This window comes from Streptococcus fryi, from assembly GCF_053206505.1.
The window spans coordinates 104,615-121,951 of the sequence record NZ_JBRUGW010000002.1; the positions used below are offsets into that span (position 1 = coordinate 104,615).

Annotated in this window: 15 protein-coding genes and 1 pseudogene; 8 read left to right on the plus strand and 8 right to left on the minus strand. The window is 38.6% G+C overall.

Translation table 11 applies throughout. The features are described from left to right. Window positions 1-124 precede the first annotated feature (124 nt). The 5 genes from glpK to ACVRZH_RS01440 all read left to right on the plus strand — a co-directional run bounded on the left by glpK (window position 125) and on the right by ACVRZH_RS01440 (window position 7,165). The gene (gene glpK / locus ACVRZH_RS01420) at window positions 125-1,630 is read left to right on the plus strand and encodes a glycerol kinase GlpK (protein WP_447453537.1); all 1,506 of its coding nucleotides are present in this window, start codon (window positions 125-127) and stop codon (window positions 1,628-1,630) included. Between the two features lie 24 nt (window positions 1,631-1,654). Beyond that, window positions 1,655-3,484 carry a type 1 glycerol-3-phosphate oxidase gene (glpO, locus tag ACVRZH_RS01425; protein WP_447453538.1) on the plus strand — a complete coding sequence of 610 codons (1,830 nt, stop codon included), beginning with the start codon at window positions 1,655-1,657 and terminating at the stop codon, window positions 3,482-3,484. Window positions 3,485-3,495: 11 nt separating this feature from the next. Further along, window positions 3,496-4,200, plus strand: coding sequence for an MIP/aquaporin family protein (locus tag ACVRZH_RS01430; RefSeq protein ID WP_447453539.1), 705 nt, complete (start codon window positions 3,496-3,498; stop codon window positions 4,198-4,200). Between the two features lie 194 nt (window positions 4,201-4,394). Next, window positions 4,395-5,732 carry an FAD-dependent oxidoreductase gene (locus ACVRZH_RS01435; protein WP_447453540.1) on the plus strand — a complete coding sequence of 446 codons (1,338 nt, stop codon included), beginning with the start codon at window positions 4,395-4,397 and terminating at the stop codon, window positions 5,730-5,732. Further along, entirely contained in the window at window positions 5,714-7,165 is a 1,452-nt protein-coding gene (locus ACVRZH_RS01440; protein ID WP_447453541.1) for an AcpB/EbpR/MafR family transcriptional regulator, read from the plus strand. The genes ACVRZH_RS01435 and ACVRZH_RS01440 overlap by 19 nt, the downstream gene beginning before the upstream one ends. A gap of 159 nt (window positions 7,166-7,324) precedes the next feature. On the opposite strand, the gene dusB is transcribed toward ACVRZH_RS01440, so the two are convergent. The 5 genes and pseudogenes from dusB to ACVRZH_RS01465 form a co-directional block, all read right to left on the minus strand. Then, window positions 7,325-8,311, minus strand: a complete 987-nt coding sequence (gene dusB, locus ACVRZH_RS01445; protein ID WP_447453542.1) for a tRNA dihydrouridine synthase DusB — start codon at window positions 8,309-8,311, stop codon at window positions 7,325-7,327. Beyond that, window positions 8,295-9,170, minus strand: a complete 876-nt coding sequence (gene hslO / locus ACVRZH_RS01450; RefSeq protein ID WP_447453543.1) for an Hsp33 family molecular chaperone HslO — start codon at window positions 9,168-9,170, stop codon at window positions 8,295-8,297. Before hslO ends, dusB begins: the two co-directional genes overlap by 17 nt. A 73-nt stretch (window positions 9,171-9,243) precedes the next feature. Beyond that, a complete protein-coding gene (locus tag ACVRZH_RS01455; protein WP_447453544.1) occupies window positions 9,244-9,534 on the minus strand; it encodes a hypothetical protein in 291 nt (96 codons plus the stop codon). A 442-nt stretch (window positions 9,535-9,976) separates the two neighbouring features. Then, window positions 9,977-10,492: a DUF3278 domain-containing protein gene (locus ACVRZH_RS01460; RefSeq protein ID WP_447453545.1), complete on the minus strand. Its 516-nt coding sequence runs from the start codon at window positions 10,490-10,492 to the stop codon at window positions 9,977-9,979. A 3-nt stretch (window positions 10,493-10,495) separates the two neighbouring features. Then, window positions 10,496-10,692 (minus strand): annotated as a pseudogene (locus tag ACVRZH_RS01465) (helix-turn-helix transcriptional regulator). A gap of 182 nt (window positions 10,693-10,874) precedes the next feature. On the opposite strand from ACVRZH_RS01465, the gene ACVRZH_RS01470 reads away from it, so the two are divergent. After that, complete coding sequence (locus ACVRZH_RS01470) at window positions 10,875-11,522, plus strand: CPBP family intramembrane glutamic endopeptidase (protein ID WP_447453546.1); 648 nt, start codon at window positions 10,875-10,877, stop codon at window positions 11,520-11,522. A 91-nt stretch (window positions 11,523-11,613) separates the two neighbouring features. Here the strand turns inward: ACVRZH_RS01470 and ACVRZH_RS01475 are convergent, their stop codons facing one another. Both ACVRZH_RS01475 and ACVRZH_RS01480 read right to left on the minus strand, forming a co-directional pair. Beyond that, entirely contained in the window at window positions 11,614-12,879 is a 1,266-nt protein-coding gene (locus tag ACVRZH_RS01475) for a toxic anion resistance protein (protein ID WP_447453547.1), read from the minus strand. Window positions 12,880-12,889: 10 nt separating this feature from the next. Next, complete coding sequence (locus tag ACVRZH_RS01480; protein WP_447453548.1) at window positions 12,890-13,768, minus strand: hypothetical protein; 879 nt, start codon at window positions 13,766-13,768, stop codon at window positions 12,890-12,892. 457 nt (window positions 13,769-14,225) lie between these two features. Here ACVRZH_RS01480 and ACVRZH_RS01485 point away from each other — a divergent pair, with 457 nt between their 5' ends. Together ACVRZH_RS01485 and ACVRZH_RS01490 are read left to right on the plus strand one after the other, a co-directional pair. Then, on the plus strand, window positions 14,226-15,515 hold the full coding sequence (locus ACVRZH_RS01485) for an adenylosuccinate synthase (protein WP_447453549.1): 1,290 nt from the start codon (window positions 14,226-14,228) through the stop codon (window positions 15,513-15,515). 202 nt (window positions 15,516-15,717) lie between these two features. Continuing rightward, window positions 15,718-16,917: a phosphoglycerate kinase gene (locus tag ACVRZH_RS01490; RefSeq protein WP_447453550.1), complete on the plus strand. Its 1,200-nt coding sequence runs from the start codon at window positions 15,718-15,720 to the stop codon at window positions 16,915-16,917. A 288-nt stretch (window positions 16,918-17,205) separates the two neighbouring features. On the opposite strand, the gene ACVRZH_RS01495 is transcribed toward ACVRZH_RS01490, so the two are convergent. Continuing rightward, window positions 17,206-17,337: transposase (locus tag ACVRZH_RS01495; RefSeq protein ID WP_447453556.1), on the minus strand; the 132-nt coding region annotated here is incomplete at its 5' end.

Genomic DNA, 17,337 nt, shown 5'->3' on the forward strand with positions numbered 1-17,337 from the left:
AAAAATTCCTATCATAGATTTTCTCAATAGTATAAAAACATGATAGGATACGCTTTCAATTTTAGTTTATAATAGAAACATAAAGACAAAGAAAACGCTTTCTTGGCGTAATAGGAGGACAAACATGTCAACAGAAAAATACATCATGGCTATCGATCAGGGAACAACTAGCTCTCGTGCAATCATCTTTAACAAAAAGGGTGAAAAAGTAGCAAGTAGCCAAAAAGAATTTCCACAAATTTTTCCACATGCTGGTTGGGTAGAGCACAATGCTAACCAAATTTGGAATTCTGTTCAATCTGTTATTGCTGGAGCTTTCATCGAAAGCAGTATTAAACCGACTCAAATTGAGGCTATCGGTATTACAAACCAACGTGAAACAACAGTAGTTTGGGATAAGAAAACAGGTCTACCAATCTATAATGCTATTGTTTGGCAATCACGTCAGACTGCCCCAATTGCTGAACAGTTGAAAAAAGATGGTCACTTAGAGATGTTCCATGAAAAAACAGGTCTTGTCATTGATGCCTATTTTTCAGCGACTAAAGTCCGTTGGATTTTAGACCATGTACCTGGAGCACAAGAACGTGCAGAAAAAGGAGAGTTACTCTTTGGTACCATTGATACATGGTTAGTTTGGAAATTGACAGATGGTAAGGTACACGTTACAGATTACTCAAATGCTGCGCGTACAATGCTTTATAACATCAAAGAATTGAAATGGGACGATGAGATTCTTGAACTCTTGAACATTCCAAAAGCAATGTTGCCAGAGGTTAAATCTAACTCAGAAGTTTATGGTACGACTGCTCCATTCCATTTCTACGGTGGAGAAGTTCCAATTTCTGGTATGGCTGGTGACCAACAAGCTGCCCTATTTGGACAATTGGCATTTGAACCAGGTATGGTTAAGAATACTTATGGTACCGGATCATTTATCGTGATGAATACTGGTGAAGAAGCTCAGCTTTCTAAGAATAATTTGTTAACAACAATTGGTTATGGTATCAACGGTAAAGTTTACTACGCTCTTGAAGGTTCAATCTTTATTGCAGGAAGTGCTATCCAATGGTTGCGTGACGGACTTCGTATGATCGAAACATCAAGTGAGTCAGAAGGTTTAGCGCTCGAATCACAAAGTGATGATGAAGTTTATGTTGTGCCAGCCTTTACAGGTTTAGGTGCTCCATATTGGAATTCAAATGCTCGTGGTTCAGTCTTCGGTTTGACACGTGGGACAAGCAAGGAAGATTTTACAAAAGCAACGCTTCAATCTATTGCCTACCAAGTTCGTGATGTTATTGATACGATGCGTGTAGATTCAGGTATCGATATCAGCCAACTTAAGGTAGATGGTGGTGCAGCCATGAATAGTTTCTTGATGCAATTCCAATCGGATATTCTTGGTATTGATATTGCGCGTGCTAAGAACCTTGAAACAACAGCACTTGGTGCAGCTTTCTTAGCAGGACTTTCAGTAGGTTACTGGAAAGACTTGGAAGAGTTGAAAGAATTGAATGAAACAGGACAACTCTTCACACCAAGCATGAACGAATCACGCAAGGAAAAACTTTATAAAGGTTGGAAGAAAGCTGTTAAGGCAACACAAGTCTTTGCAGAAGAAGACTAGTTTGTAATGGGTTAGGAGAAAACAATGAAATTTTCAAAAGAGACTAGAAGCAAAGCTTTAGTAAAAATGCAAGAGCGTGAGTTAGACTTACTCATTATCGGTGGTGGTATTACAGGTGCTGGTGTAGCCCTACAGGCTGCCGCTAGTGGTTTGGAGACTGGTTTGATTGAAATGCAGGACTTTGCAGAAGGGACAAGTAGCCGTTCTACAAAACTGGTTCATGGTGGCTTACGTTATTTGAAACAGTTTGATGTAGAAGTGGTATCTGATACTGTTTCTGAACGTGCTGTTGTACAACGCATTGCACCTCATATTCCAAAACCAGATCCGATGCTTTTGCCAGTCTATGATGAAGCTGGTTCTACCTTTAGCCTTTTCCGTCTTAAAGTGGCGATGGATCTTTATGATCTTTTAGCTGGTGTTTCAAATACGCCAGCAGCTAATAAAGTGTTGACAGCTAAAGAAGTACTAGAACGTGAGCCAGGTCTTAAATCAGAAGGCTTACTCGGTGGTGGAGTTTACCTTGATTTCCGTAATAACGATGCCCGTTTGGTGATTGAAAATATTAAGCGTGCCCATCGCGATGGTGCATATATTGCCAATCATGTCAAAGCAGAAGGTTTCTTACTAAATGATTCTGGCAAAGTAGTTGGTGTCAAAGCTAAAGATCTCTTGAGTGGTGAAGTGATTGAAATTAAGGCGAAGTTAGTGATCAATACAACTGGACCATGGTCAGATGTTGTACGTAACTTGACTAATGACGGTAAAGTTTCTAATCAACTTCGTCCAACTAAAGGTGTTCACTTGGTTGTTGATAACAGCAAGCTTAAAGTTTCTCAACCTGTTTACTTTGATACAGGGCTTAATGATGGACGTATGATTTTTGTTCTCCCACGTGAGAATAAGACTTATTTCGGAACAACCGATACAGATTACACAGGTGATTTAGCCCATCCAAAAGTGACTCAAGAAGATGTTGATTATCTCTTGGGTGCAGTTAACAATCGTTTCCCAGAAGCTCATATTACACTGGATGACATCGAAAGTGCATGGGCTGGTCTTCGTCCACTTCTTTCAGGAAATGGTGCATCAGACTATAACGGAGGAAACAGTGGTAAGATTAGTGATGATAGTTTTGAAGAACTCATCGCTACAGTTCAGGGCTACTTGAGTCAAGAAAAAACACGTACAGAAGTTGAAAAAGCTGTTACAAAACTTGAATCAAGTACATCAGAAAAAACACTTGACCCATCAGCCGTTTCTCGTGGATCTAGCTTGGAACGTGATGATAATGGCTTGATTACCTTGGCAGGAGGAAAAATTACTGACTATCGTAAGATGGCAGAAGGTGCAATGGAGCTTATTGTGACCCTCTTGTCAGAAGAGTATGGTAAAACCTTCAAGTTAATCAACTCTAAAACATATCCAGTTTCAGGTGGTGAGTTAAATCCAGCTAACGTTGATTCAGAGATTGAGGCTTATGCACAATTAGGTACGGTTAATGGTCTAAGTCTTGATGAAGCAATGTATTTAGCAAATCTTTATGGCTCAAACGTGCCAAAAGTATTCGCGTTATCACGTACAGTTGCACCAGCAGATAATCTCCCATTGGTGCATGCCTTGTCACTTCAATATGCTATGGAATATGAAATGGCTCTTAGCCCAGCAGATTTCTTCTTACGTCGTACCAATCATATGCTCTTCAAGAGAGAAGGAGTAGAAGCGTTAATTGACCCAGTTGTTGATACAATGGCGTCTTACTATGACTGGTCAGAAGAAGAAAAAGAAAATCAGAAAGCAGATTTATTTGAAGTACTTGCAAATAATGATTTAAAAGAATTAAAAGAAAAATAATGAGGTAATTTATGAACGCAGTTTTAGGTGAATTTTTAGGAACAGCTCTTCTCTTACTCCTCGGTAATGGTGTAGTAGCAGGTGTTGTTTTATCAAAAACAAAAAATAATAATTCTGGGTGGATTGTCATCACTCTTGGTTGGGGTCTAGCTGTTGCAATGGCAGCCTTCGTTTCAGGTAAGCTTGGGCCAGCTCATCTTAACCCAGCAGTATCACTTGCATTTGCTGTAAAAGGTGATATTAGTTTTGCGGTAGCTGTGCAATTTATCTTAGCACAAATGCTTGGTGCCATGCTTGGTTCATTCCTCGTTTATCTTCAATTTAAGCCACACTACGATGCTACAGAAGATAAAGGAGCAGTTCTTGCAACATTCTCTACAGGTCCAGCAATCAAAGATACAGTGTCAAACTTTATCAGTGAAGTTGTCGGAACATTTGTATTGATGCTTGGTATTCTTGCTATCGTTAGCTACGATATGCAACCAGGTCTAGCAACGATTTCAATCGGTCTATTGATTGTTAGTATTGGTTTATCACTTGGTGGAACAACAGGTTATGCTTTAAACCCTGCACGTGACCTTGGTCCTCGTATTCTCCATGCTTTATTACCATTAAAACACAAAGGTGATTCAGATTGGGAATATGCTTGGTTACCGGTAGTAGCTCCAGTTGTAGGTGCTATCCTAGCGGTTGTCGTTTATGGCGGTTTGTTCTAAAATAATATTTAGCTATTAAAGAGAGTTAAGTACTGAACTGCACTTCAAAGGTTAGATGTGATATCTAATCCTTGAGGTGCAGTTTATCTGTTTACTTAGCTCTTTTTGAATGAAATGAACCCGTTGTGGTGTAATCGTTTTCTAAAATAGTTTGGATATGCTATAATAGACATTCAATAGAGAGGTGGTCTAGAATGAGAGTTGTGATTATTGGTGCATCATTTGCAGGTCTAACTTGTCTTAAAAAGCTTGGACAATTGATGCCCGAAGCTGAATTCGTTTTGATAGACGAACATCAAGAAGTGGGCTATATTCCGAATAGTTTGAATTGGTATTATCAAGGAAAAATAGAACAATTAGGGGAATTCGTTTTTAGTAGAGAGGTATTTCAAAGTTTAAATCTCATCAGTTTTTTAGGTTATCAAGTGACCTCGATTGATGGTGGTCTAAAGGAAGTTATTGTAGAGCGAGAAGGTGAAGAACAGGTTATTGCTTATGACAAATTAGTCTGTGCCATGGGTGCAAGTCCACAATCTAGCTATATTGAGGGGACTGATTTGACTGGTGTTTTAACAACAAAAGATTATTATTCTAGCGAGATAGCAAAAGAATGGTTAAATCGTTCGGAGCGATTAGTCATCGTAGGCACTGGTCCTGTAGGTTTAGAAGCTTGTCACACGTACCATGCCCTAGGGAAACAAGTGACTTTGGTTGAGGCTGGTCCTCGCTTAAATTTTAGGGATACCGATGAGGAGATGATTTCGCCGTTACTAGATTACCTCAGACAACATCAAGTTCCTTACTTTGCTAATGAAAGGGTTGAAAGCATTACTGAATCAGAACAAGGGTTACTTGTTAAGACTCAGAATCAACACTTATTAGCAGACGCTGTTTTATTGGCTGTTAACTTTCGTCCTAATAGCACTTTGTTAGAGGGTCAAGTTCTTATGAATTTTGATAAGACGATTACAGTAGACGAGATGATGCGCACAAGTGATTCGGATATTTATGCCATTGGTGATTTGGTTTCCCAAGTAGCACCAAGTGGTGAAAGAGCTTATATTCCATTGGTCAGCAATGCTATTAGAACAGCAGAACAGGCAGCCTATGCGATATATGGCTATACTAATAGACCGTTGTTGCCATCCGTCAAAGCAGTTACACATAGTGTTTTTGGTTTTTACCGTAGCAGTTTAGGGCAGACAGAGGAAGAAGCAAGCTTATATTCTGAAGTCGTTACTCACTATTATGATACGAAGGCATCCATGCTATCAGGTGACTTTTTAGCCTTAAAGTTAATCGTCTCTAAAAAGGATGGTTTGTTTTTAGGTGCTCAAATCATTGCAAGCGTTGATGTTAGTCCGATAGTCGCTCAATTAGTAACTGCAATGAGTCATCAATTAACAGATGAAGATTTAGCAAGTCAAGATTTTATGCTTAGTCTGGGTCACATGGAGCTTTACTATCATTTACACCAAGCGGTTCAGGCTATTTTTGAGAAGAGGATAGGCATATGCAAATCGAAAGCTTAATGGAGAAAACAGAGCAGATACAATATCAGCTCATCACACTCTTAAAAAGCCAGCTAAAACCAATGTCTTTGAAAGAGTTGATGCGTGAAACTGGTCTATCGAGAGTAACCTTGATGAAGTATATTGATGCCATGAATGAACTTTTTGATGAGCATCAACTAGATTGTTATCTCACTTTAGAGGACACACAGCTTTCTTTTTATCAGGGGCCATATGTAAGCTTGCAAGATATAGTGCGTCCTTTTCTCACTAATGCAGTAAAATATCAGATTTTAAGCTATCTTTTTGAACATGAGCATTTTACCATTCAGAAATTATCTCAAGAGTTATTGATTAGCGAGGCAACTCTAAATCGTCATTTAGCCAGTTTGAATCTATTGCTACTAGAATTTAATTTGGCTATCGTGCAAGGGAGTTTATTGGGGCCTGAGCATCAACGCCGTTATTTTTATTATGAGTTGCTACTACAGACTTGGTCAAAAAAAGAATTAGACGACCAAATTAACCGTTACCCTCTTGATAGGGCTTTAGTGATGTTAGAGAGATTATACGGGATTACCTTATCCACTGATAAAGCTTTTCGATTACAACTTTGGTTAAGTATTAGTCTGCAACGCCTCTCTGCTCGCCACAAAGATACAAAGGCTCTTGCTGAGCATCTAGCACCTTATGAAGAGCATGTTTTCTTTCAGCGTCTAGAACGTGCTAGTCTACACTATTTTGGGCAATTTGCCCAAGAATTTGATCGTCATGAAGTAGACTCTTTATTTGCCTACTTATCCTCACACTTTATTCTGCCAATTCAAACGATTGAATATATGTTAGGGTTTGGTGGGCCTATTTCAGAAGTTGTGACCGAGGCAATTGGTTATCTCCGAAGGCAGGGGCTATTACAACATAAACTTCATGAACAAGTGATTTATCGTTTGGGGCAACTAGCTGCTCAAACCTATTTCTTCCAAGGAGCAGTGAGTGTTAGACCTCTAAAGTGGTCGAAAGGCTACTTTGACAGAAGTGTAGAAGAGGATTTAAAGCCTCTTGCCTATGAGTTACAAGGGATACTTCTTTTTAAATCGTCTGACTGGTTAGAGAATGATCTAGTTAATCGTGTCTTGGTAGAGATTTTAAAGTTTTTGATTTTTTTACAAGAAGAACAGCAAACTACCATAACTGTTGGTCTTTACACGGGGGAAGATGAGCTTGAGCAGACCATTTTACAATTGTCTTTAGGCAGACGATTAGAAAATAACCGTTTGATACATTTGGAACCGTATGATGCTAAAAAGTCTTATGATTGTGTTATTACGACAGCCTTTTTAGCTAGCAATAATAATGCTAATCTATATTATCTTCATCATCAAGTGTCTCAAAGAGATATTGATGATCTAGCTATTTTTTTGAAACAAGAACTTCAAAAGAAAAACACTGACTAGTTGAAGTGATGAGATGTTTACAGGATCCATGAAATAATGATTTTGTTTGTAAGGAGGCTAGGATATGATACTGGTCTCTTTTTCATGAGTAATGGTTTTGATAGTCAAGGTTTTGAAGGATAAAAAAAGCAACCATGAAGCAGTTGCTTTTTTGTATTTTTAGTAAGCTCTGACTTGTTCAAAAAGTTCTTGGACCTCTGCTAAGGACTCGGCACGAGATACGGCACCACGAATTTTAGCAGCGCCAGAAGTGCCACGGAGATAGTGTGGGGCTAACCCACGGAACTCACGAACAGCAATGTTTTCACCTTTGAGGTTGACAAGGCGTGTGAGATGGTCTTCAGCGATATCTAATTTTTTTTCAAACGGTAGGTCAGGTAGGATTTCACCGGTTTCAAAATAATGATTGATTTGAGTGAAGATATAGGGATTATTCATGGCAGCACGCCCTACCATTACAGCGTCTGTACCGATGACATCAATCATGTATTTGGCGTCTTCAACAGTCTTGACATCACCGTTTCCAATAAATGGGATTTTTGTCAGTGCCTTAGCCACATTAGCAAGGGTTTCGTGGTCGCAAGTACCTGTGTACATTTGTTCGCGTGTACGACCGTGCATAGCAAGAGCTGATACACCAGCACTTTCAGCAGCGAGGGCGTTTTCCACAGCCAGAGAACTATCTGCCCAACCAGTTCGCATTTTAACGGTTAAAGGAATATTCAATACTTCTTTGACCCTAGAGATAACCGAGTAGATTTTTTCAGGATCTTTTAGCCACATGGCACCAGCTTCATTTTTGACAATCTTATTGACAGGGCAACCCATGTTGATGTCGAGGATATCTGCTTTGGTGTTTTCTTGAATAAATTCAGCGGCACGTGCCAGACTATCGCCATCGCTACCAAATAACTGGATAGACATAGGGTGTTCTTCTTCATCAATATGAAGCATATGAAGGGTTTTTTCGTTGTTGTACTGGATTCCCTTGTCAGATACCATTTCCATGACCACTAGGCCAGATCCGAATTCTTTGGCAATGGTACGAAAGGCAGAATTGGTTACGCCAGCCATTGGGGCGAGTACTGTACGATGTGGGATTTCCACATCGCCAATCATAAAGGATGAGTTAAGTTGCTTGGTCATTGATAATTGTCTCTAAATCACTTTCTGTAAAGGTATAGGTTGTGTCGCAGAATTGGCAAATGATTTCTGCACCATGGTCTTCATCATGCATGGCTTGTAAGTCACTTGTTGGTAGGGTCGCAAGAGCATTTTCGAAACGCTCTTTTGAGCAATCACAGTTAAAACGGATGTCTTCTTCGGACAAGCGTTTGAAAGGTTCATCGCCGTAAATGGCATGGAGTAAGGCTTCAATGTGGTCGTCAGATGCCAATAAGCTTGAGATAGCAGGCATATCTTGGAGGCGTTTCTCAAAACGAGCTATCTCCTCTTCTTTAGCGCCTGGAAGGACTTGCAGCATGAAGCCACCTGCCACCTTGACCTGGTCATTGTCATCTAACAGGACGTTTAGCCCAACGGCAGATGGGGTTTGCTCACTCTCTGTCAAGTAATAGGCAAAATCTTCTCCAATTTCTCCTGTGATGAGAGGGGTTGTAGAAGTGTAGGGGTTGCCTGTGCCATAATCAGTAATAACAACAAAATGGCCGTTGCCCATGAAAGGTCCTACCAAGACCTCGCCTGTGGCTGTTTTTTTGATGTCAACACCCTTGTTTTGAATGTAGCCCTTGACATGTCCCTGTGTATCAGAAACGGCGATGATATGGCCGAATGAGGAATCACCGATAACCTTGAGGGTGATTTTGCTATTGCCTTTTTGGTTGGCAGCTAGCATTTGTGCAGCGATGAGGGCGCGTCCCAAAGCGACAGTCGAACTAGCTAGCGTTTGATGTTTTTCTTGAGCTGTTTTGACAGTTTGTGTGCTATCAAGCACATAGGCACGAAAGGCACCTGATTCTGAAATTGTTTTAATAAGTTTATCCATAACCTCCATTATAGCATAAATCTGTTATGGACAAACAAAAAAGAGCTTGGAACAAGTCTGTTCCAAACCCCGTTTAGTTTCCAACAAATCCTGGTAAAATCGCAAACAGAATAAACATATTTATCCAAAAGGCAAAGATGACTCCGATGCCTAACACAAATAGGCTAACTTTTTTTAGCATGACGGATATAACAATCAAGGAAATACCCAGTACAGGAAATATTTTTTGCAAGAGTAAGGGATAAATGGCTATTCCACCTAATTCAGTATTCCAAGAAAGAAATAAGGTAGATATCCATAGGCAGATAATAAAACCTGCGTAATAGGAATAATACTTCTCAATAAAGTGTTTTGTCTTTAACATCTCCATTTCCTCCTAAAAAGATTAGTTTTTCACCTTCACTATATCGCAATTTTATAAAAAATCAAGTCTGTTATTAAATGTGCTTTTATGTTATAATAATATATTAGCGTTTATGTATTATTATTTTGGGAGTATCTATTTTTAATGTCACTAAGGTTCTTTTTATTGGCTTTATTACTTATTTATGTGTTGGTCAATTTTTTTATAGAAGAAGCTTACCGATTTGAAAGGCTATTTTATGGCATATTGTCGTTTGTTATGTTATTTTTCCTATTAGATAAACGGAAGCGATGATTTCATTAACAGAAATTTACATTTTGGTTATCTTAAATTGAGATACTCTACTAATGAAGAGATTACAAAATACCACACGTCAGATTGGCGTGTGGTGTTTTGGTGCTTAGTTGTATTTTCATGAATGCTTTTGCCTTGCTAAATCATTCTAATCTTCAACAATGATTATCTTTTTGCGATTGGCAATTGAAAAAATGATAAAGTTGAAACCTGCTAATAACACTGTCATTATTAAAGTAGATATTACAAGATAGAAATTTGTATGAACAAGTGCATCATCTGGAATAATATATATCCAAATATAAAACCATAGTGACAAACCTAATAGGGTTACAATCAATGTCTCCAATAGACTTCTTTTAAGCATTTTACCTTGTGTAGTCTTTAGTTCAGAAGCTTCAATTTCGATTTTATCAATTCCAAGTTTGTTCACTAGTTTCCCTTGCTTGTATATGGCGTAGAAGAAAACAACTGTTAGTGCAATGCCCATAATGTCGGTATTGGTCAAAAGAGATAGTAATAAACTGCCTATAATAGTCGTTATAAACAGCATATACATATTGTTCCCGAAATGAGACAGTTCTTGATAGGCGTATTCATCGATAGTACCAGGAATATCGTAAAAGTAGCGGATAGCTTTGATTTGCAAATTTTCTTTTGACATCGTTTAATCCTCCAAGTCGTTCCAAAATAAAGTGTTTAAATCTGTTTGCAAGGCTCTTGCGAGCTTAATACAAACATCAAGAGAAGGGTATATTTATCGTTTTCAATCATATTGATAGTTTGTCTAGAAACCCCTATCTCTTTAGCTAAAGTCAGTTGAGATTTCCCGATTTGTGTTTGGTAGGTTTTTACTTGGTTCATAAAATCTCCTTTCATGAACAAATAAGTCAAATATATTTGATACATTTATTATAAAACATAAAGATGTGTCAATTATATTTGATATTTTTTAAAAAATTTTTTCTTCCACTGAGTCACTTTTTCAAAACAAGATATCTATGCTATAATGTTAGACATTAGTTAGTAAATGGAGGGTTAAACACATGACAAAAGAAAAATCATTCGGTTTACTTGTAATATTCTTTTTACTCATCTTTCCTCAAGGGGTATTTCGCTTGATGGACGCGGAAATATTTGTCCCTTTGTCTGATGTTTCCTACTTTACCATTTATTATGGTCTCATGATTTTGGGTGGCATTCTAGGGATATTACTTCTATTGTACTATGGCTATAAGGATTTTTTTAAGTGGCGTTTTAGATATTCCTATGTCGGTGGCTTAGTCCTCCTATTTCTACTCAATGTCTGTTGGGCAAAGCTTATATTACCCTATATTCATGCGTCTTTTGGCAATGATTCGCTACTGAGAAGGGCAACACTCTATAGCATGTTCTACTATCGTTATCTCATTTCGGACTTGTTGGTTGCGCCATTTTTTGAAGAAGTCTATCGTACCATTGTTTTTGCTGTGATGACTAAATGGAGACGCTATTATTTGGATGTTATCCTGTCAGCCATCCTTTTCTCAGTCAATCATTTTCTCTATTATGGCTGGAGTTATAGTGATTTTATAACTTATTTGATACCAGGATTATTGATTGGTCTTTATTTTAGACGAACCAATAGCATTTATTATTTGATGATTTATCATGTCATTTGGAATGCCGTTCCTTATTTAATGGGCTGGAGATAGTAGCATTAACTGCCATTCGATAGTCGAGTGGTGAGATGTTAAGATAATCTAAGAAAATGACACACGTCGGATTGGCGTGTGTCATTTTTAGCTATTCAGTTATAGGTGTGTCAACTTCTTCCTGCGTATGACGTCCTTCATTCAGTAGGGCTTGGACGATTTTTTGGTCGCGAAGTTTGACAGAGTCGTTAATGGTTTCAGCAGACTTGATGATGGCTGTTTCGAGCTGGGCACGTTGTTTGCGACCGTTGTCAATAGCTGCGATAATACCATTGTTTTGAGCGACGAGGCTTTCTGCTAAAGCAGTCACAGATTCGATAGCCACAGTCGGTCTCTGTGCAGAACGTTCAATAGCTGGGATAGCTTCCTTACTCGTTTCAGCTAAAAGTTGTAAGGCTGCGTTGTTGGCATTAACAATAGCGTCTGCTGTCGCTCCAGATTTGACGGATTGCTGTAGAATACCTAATTGGGCAATAGATAACTTTAACGTAGGAATAGTATTGCGGCGCAACATACCTAATTTTTGACGCATATCAGAAGATACCTTGACTAGATTGCGCATTTGAGGTGTTGTTGTCCATGCTACATAGAGGCGACTGACATATTCGGTGTGTTGTTGTTCTAGTGTGTTGATAACCTCTGTTATGCGTGCTAATTCCTGAGATTTCATGTGAAATTCAGGCGTTTGGCTATCTAAGGTAGCAATCTCATTTTGCAAGAGTCTTGCTCGATTAGCACCTTCCTCTTGAGTAGCCTCGACAAAGGCAATGACGCCGACAAGATTCTCAATTGATTTAGTATTATCTTCGATAAGCATTTCAGCAGAGACAATATTGCGGGCAAGGACTTCCTCGTGTTTAATCACATGGGCTGCCATAGAGTCCATTTTTTTCTCCAAAGATTGTGAGTCAAAGTAGAACTCTTGGAGACTATTTTTGCTCTGTTTGAAAAATTTTTGGAGGAAGTTTGGCTTTTTCTCTAGTTCTGCAGGCTTGGCTTCCTTATATTTAGCGACAAAGCCGTTTAATTCACGGTTTGTATTTTGTAAGAGTTCATCAACTTGTGGGATTTCAATTTTCTTCTGTTCAGCTAGAATATGGTTGACAGTCGTGTTGACCTCTTCCACAGCAGATTGACCAAAGTCCAACAGGGCATTTTGATCAGCTAGGAAGGTGTCGACTAATTGTGGGGCACGGTCTTTGATAGCTGTTTGTTGTTCTAGGGTTAATTTAGCTAAAAATGAGGTCTGACCAGTGCTTGTCGTTGGTTCTGACACGATGATTTCTGTAGTTTTGTCAGTTTTCGCAACAGCGTCATTGGCAATTTTATCAATATCGAAATGAAAAGTGTTAGTCATGGTTGTCTCCTTAATCTAGTGGATAATCTTGTAAGGGGTCGTGAGTGTGTTTTGACATCATTCTAAGGCTGACTTCAAAATCGGCAAGATCACTTTCGTTAAGTTCGCGTAGTGTCTGATCTAACTCCAAATCAAACTGCTCTAAGGCTTTACGTGCTTTGTCTAAGCGTTCTTCGGCATTGTGAAAGTTTTTTGGTATAGCCTTTATTTTGAGATAGCCTGCCAAGATGTCTTCAAAACGTTTCATATTGGTATCATGCATTGCCCTGAGTTCAAACTGGTTATCTGTCTCTGCGATTTTCACGAGAATCGTTTCGTGGTCTCGTTTGATGTTCAGATAAGTTGTTAGAATTTCAGGAGCGACTGCTCTGACATGATCTTCTTCTGAATAATGCTTCTGTGGCTTAATAGGTTCTTCTAGTTTTTGTAATTGACTGGTAATGTCACTGATAACCTCTTCTGATTTTTTGATAATACGGCGATAGATGTTTGGCTCCAAATGATTTTTTAATGCCAAGGTTTCTTGCTGAATATGTTCTACTTTAGGTAGCAACTGTCGCGCAAAGTCTCCGTATTGAGCATATGCTTTTTCGTTGAGGAGGTCTTGGGCCTGTGTCACTTCTTGATCTGCTAAGCGGATAGCAGCTTTGAGTTCTTGTAGACGTAATGTAGTCTGTTTTTGATTGAGTTGTTTTTTTGTATCTGTGAATGGCAGTCCTTTTTTTATGAATTTGTAACCACCATAACCAAGAACACCTAGAGTCATTAGTGATAACAAGATTTCTAAATCCACAAGTGTCTCCACTAATAAAGGAAGGGTGATGAGGATAATCAAAAATGTCCAAATATTTTTCTTGTGTTTGGGTTTGTAATAATACTTTGTTTTCATACATTTTCCTTAAAAAACGAGATAGATAGAAGCTTTAGAAAGTTCCATAGTTATATCTACTATTTTAAACTAAAGCCCTTATTTTAACAATTGAAAAGGTGAAGAGACTTAGAAAAATAAAGCTGAGTAATCTTGAATCACAATGCTTTTTTACCATAAAAAATTGGTCTGTTAGAAAATCTATTTTCGTTTTACGGATATGATGAGTTGTTAAAAATCGTACATTTCATTGATTTTATTAAAATAAAAAAACAAATAACGAATATTAAAAAGCAAAAAATATATTTATATAAACAAAAAGAAAACATTTCCAAGGAAAATCACATCGTTCAATTTTGTTTTTCCTTGAAAACTCAACTGGTTTGAGCTATAATGAAGTGTATGACATTTTTTGCAGGTGAGAGTCCTGCCATGAGTGATAGGAAAGGAAGGGCTGTCTAACAGCCTAGTTGAGTATATGACTTCAGTAGTTGTTGTAGGTACCCAGTGGGGTGATGAGGGTAAAGGTAAAATTACAGATTTCTTGTCTGCTGATGCGGAGGTAATTGCACGTTATCAGGGTGGTGATAATGCCGGACATACGATTGTGATAGATGGCAAGAAGTTTAAACTACACTTGATTCCGTCAGGCATCTTTTTCCCAGAAAAAATCTCTGTTATTGGTAACGGTATGGTAGTCAATCCAAAATCATTGGTCAAAGAATTGGCTTATCTACATGGTGAGGGAGTGACGACTGAAAATTTGCGTATTTCTGATCGTGCCCACGTCATCTTACCTTATCATATCAAACTGGATCAACTACAAGAAGCTTCAAAAGGTGAAAATAAGATCGGGACAACCAACAAAGGCATTGGACCTGCGTACATGGACAAGGCGGCTCGTATTGGTGTTCGTATTGCCGATTTATTGGATAAAGAGATTTTCGCAGAGCGTTTGAAGGTCAATCTTGAAGAGAAAAATCGTCTGTTTGAAAAAATGTACGATGCAGAACCTATTCCATTTGAGGACATTTTCGAAGAATACTATGAATATGGTCAGCAAATCAAGAAATATGTGACAGATACTTCGGTTATTTTAAACGATGCTCTTGATGCAGGTAAGCGTGTCTTATTTGAAGGAGCTCAAGGTGTTATGTTGGATATTGACCAAGGGACTTATCCATTTGTAACGTCCTCTAACCCAGTGGCAGGAGGAGTTACGATTGGTTCAGGTGTTGGTCCGAGCAAGATTAACAAGGTTGTTGGGGTATGTAAAGCCTATACTAGCCGTGTTGGTGACGGGCCTTTCCCAACAGAGCTCTTTGATGAAATAGGTCATCGTATTCGTGAAATTGGTAAAGAGTATGGAACAACAACAGGTCGCCCACGTCGTGTCGGTTGGTTTGATTCTGTAGTGATGCGCCATAGTCGCCGTGTGTCAGGAATTACCAATCTTTGTCTTAACTCAATTGATGTTCTTTCTGGTTTAGATAAAGTGAAAATCTGTGTGGCTTATGACTTAGATGGTGAGCGTATTGATTATTATCCAGCAAGTCTTGAGACATTGAAGCGTTGTAAACCTATTTATGAAGAATTACCAGGATGGTCAGAAGACATTACAGGAGTACGTAGTCTTGATGAGCTTCCTGAAAATGCTCGTAATTATGTTCGTCGCATTGGCGAACTAGTTGGTGTGCGTATTTCAACCTTCTCGGTTGGTCCGGACCGTGACCAGACGAATATCCTTGAAAGCGTTTGGAGCATGTAAAGTTAAAAAGAAGAGCAGATTGTCAATAAATATTGACTATGTTGTTCTTCTTTTTTACTTACCATTTGAATTACTCTTAATGTATTATCATCAGAGGAGTAATTGCAGAGTTTCTCATGACTTTTCTGTAAAAATTAGTGACTTTTCTCACGATTATTGGTATAATGGTAAGGTAAAATAAAATTTAAGGAGTCTTTATTTAATGGCTAAATTAACTGTTAAAGACGTTGAATTAAAAGGTAAAAAAGTTCTTGTCCGTGTGGACTTTAACGTACCTTTGAAAGATGGTGTTATCACAAACGATAACCGTATCACAGCTGCACTTCCAACAATCAAGTATATTCTTGAAAACGGTGGTCGTGCCATCCTATTCTCACACTTAGGTCGTGTCAAAGAAGAGGCTGACAAAGAAGGTAAATCATTGGCACCAGTTGCAGCAGACCTAGCTGCTAAACTTGGTCAAGACGTTGTCTTCATTCCAGGTGCTACTCGTGGTGCTGAACTTGAAGCAGCAATCAATGCTCTTGAAGATGGACAAGTACTTCTTGTTGAAAACACACGTTTCGAAGATGTTGATGGCAAAAAAGAATCTAAAAATGATGCTGAACTTGGTCAATACTGGGCTTCGCTTGGAGATGGCATCTTTGTTAACGATGCCTTTGGTACAGCTCACCGTGCCCATGCTTCAAATGTAGGTATCTCTGCTAATGTTGAAAAAGCAGTTGCAGGTTTCCTTCTTGAAAATGAAATTGCCTACATCCAAGAAGCAGTTGAAACACCAGAACGCCCATTCGTTGCTATCCTTGGTGGTTCAAAAGTATCTGACAAGATTGGTGTTATCGAAAACCTTCTTGAAAAAGCTGATAAAGTCCTTATCGGTGGTGGGATGACTTATACTTTCTACAAAGCACAAGGTCTTGAAATTGGTAACTCACTTGTTGAAGAAGATAAACTTGATGTGGCTAAAGCCCTTCTTGAAAAATCAAACGGCAAACTGATCTTGCCAGTTGACTCAAAAGAAGCAAACGCTTTTGCTGGTTATGATGTTGTTCGTGACACTGAAGGTGAAGCTGTTTCTGAAGGCTTCCTTGGTCTTGACATTGGTCCTAAGTCTATCGCTAAATTTGATGAAGAATTAACTGGTGCTAAAACAGTTGTATGGAATGGCCCAATGGGTGTTTTCGAAAACCCTGATTTCCAAGCTGGTACAATCGGTGTAATGGATGCTATTGTTAAACAACCAGGTGTTAAATCAATTATCGGTGGTGGTGACTCAGCAGCTGCAGCTATTAACCTTGGTCGCGCAGACAAGTTCTCATGGATTTCTACTGGTGGTGGAGCATCTATGGAACTTCTTGAAGGTAAAGTATTACCTGGTCTTGCTGCTCTTACTGAAAAATAATCAAAAGATAATGGTTTGAGTTTGTATCAAAAACTAAATTCAACGTATTAACTTAATAGAGTTCGCTTCGATAACTCAATGGAATGGTGTTAGCAGGTTTGTTAGTATATGCTTATCAAATCTAGAAACACTTGTCAGGGGTTGGTGGAGTTGAACTCTTTTTGTATTATAACGCTCTGTAATTTCTGTAGTGGGTAACTTCACCATAGAGATTAGGAGCCCTTTTCTGCGTTCAAATAGTGCCAAATGTTTTCGGCTCTTTGTCAACTGTAGTGGGTAGATGAAAAGCTAACATCTGGAGAGAATCAGATTGGTTCTCTCCTTTTTGATGTTCAAGGCAATCAAAATCCTTCTTTTAAAGTTGTCAAAGTTTCGGAATCCAAAGGCATTTCGTTTAATGACTTTGATGAGGTTGTTTGT

Bases quoted from the DNA above. Each gene is read 5' to 3' on its own strand.
- ACVRZH_RS01475 (WP_447453547.1), bottom strand. From the start codon at position 12,879: ATGACTAACACTTTTCATTTCGATATTGATAAAATTGCCAATGACGCT.
- ACVRZH_RS01440 (WP_447453541.1), top strand. From the start codon at position 5,714: ATGCAAATCGAAAGCTTAATGGAGAAAACAGAGCAGATACAATATCAG.
- ACVRZH_RS01480 (WP_447453548.1), bottom strand. From the start codon at position 13,768: ATGAAAACAAAGTATTATTACAAACCCAAACACAAGAAAAATATTTGG.
- ACVRZH_RS01460 (WP_447453545.1), bottom strand. From the start codon at position 10,492: ATGTCAAAAGAAAATTTGCAAATCAAAGCTATCCGCTACTTTTACGAT.
- ACVRZH_RS01435 (WP_447453540.1), top strand. From the start codon at position 4,395: ATGAGAGTTGTGATTATTGGTGCATCATTTGCAGGTCTAACTTGTCTT.
- ACVRZH_RS01455 (WP_447453544.1), bottom strand. From the start codon at position 9,534: ATGTTAAAGACAAAACACTTTATTGAGAAGTATTATTCCTATTACGCA.
- dusB (WP_447453542.1), bottom strand. From the start codon at position 8,311: ATGACCAAGCAACTTAACTCATCCTTTATGATTGGCGATGTGGAAATC.
- glpO (WP_447453538.1), top strand. From the start codon at position 1,655: ATGAAATTTTCAAAAGAGACTAGAAGCAAAGCTTTAGTAAAAATGCAA.
- ACVRZH_RS01490 (WP_447453550.1), top strand. From the start codon at position 15,718: ATGGCTAAATTAACTGTTAAAGACGTTGAATTAAAAGGTAAAAAAGTT.
- ACVRZH_RS01485 (WP_447453549.1), top strand. From the start codon at position 14,226: ATGACTTCAGTAGTTGTTGTAGGTACCCAGTGGGGTGATGAGGGTAAA.
- glpK (WP_447453537.1), top strand. From the start codon at position 125: ATGTCAACAGAAAAATACATCATGGCTATCGATCAGGGAACAACTAGC.
- ACVRZH_RS01430 (WP_447453539.1), top strand. From the start codon at position 3,496: ATGAACGCAGTTTTAGGTGAATTTTTAGGAACAGCTCTTCTCTTACTC.
- hslO (WP_447453543.1), bottom strand. From the start codon at position 9,170: ATGGATAAACTTATTAAAACAATTTCAGAATCAGGTGCCTTTCGTGCC.
- ACVRZH_RS01470 (WP_447453546.1), top strand. From the start codon at position 10,875: ATGACAAAAGAAAAATCATTCGGTTTACTTGTAATATTCTTTTTACTC.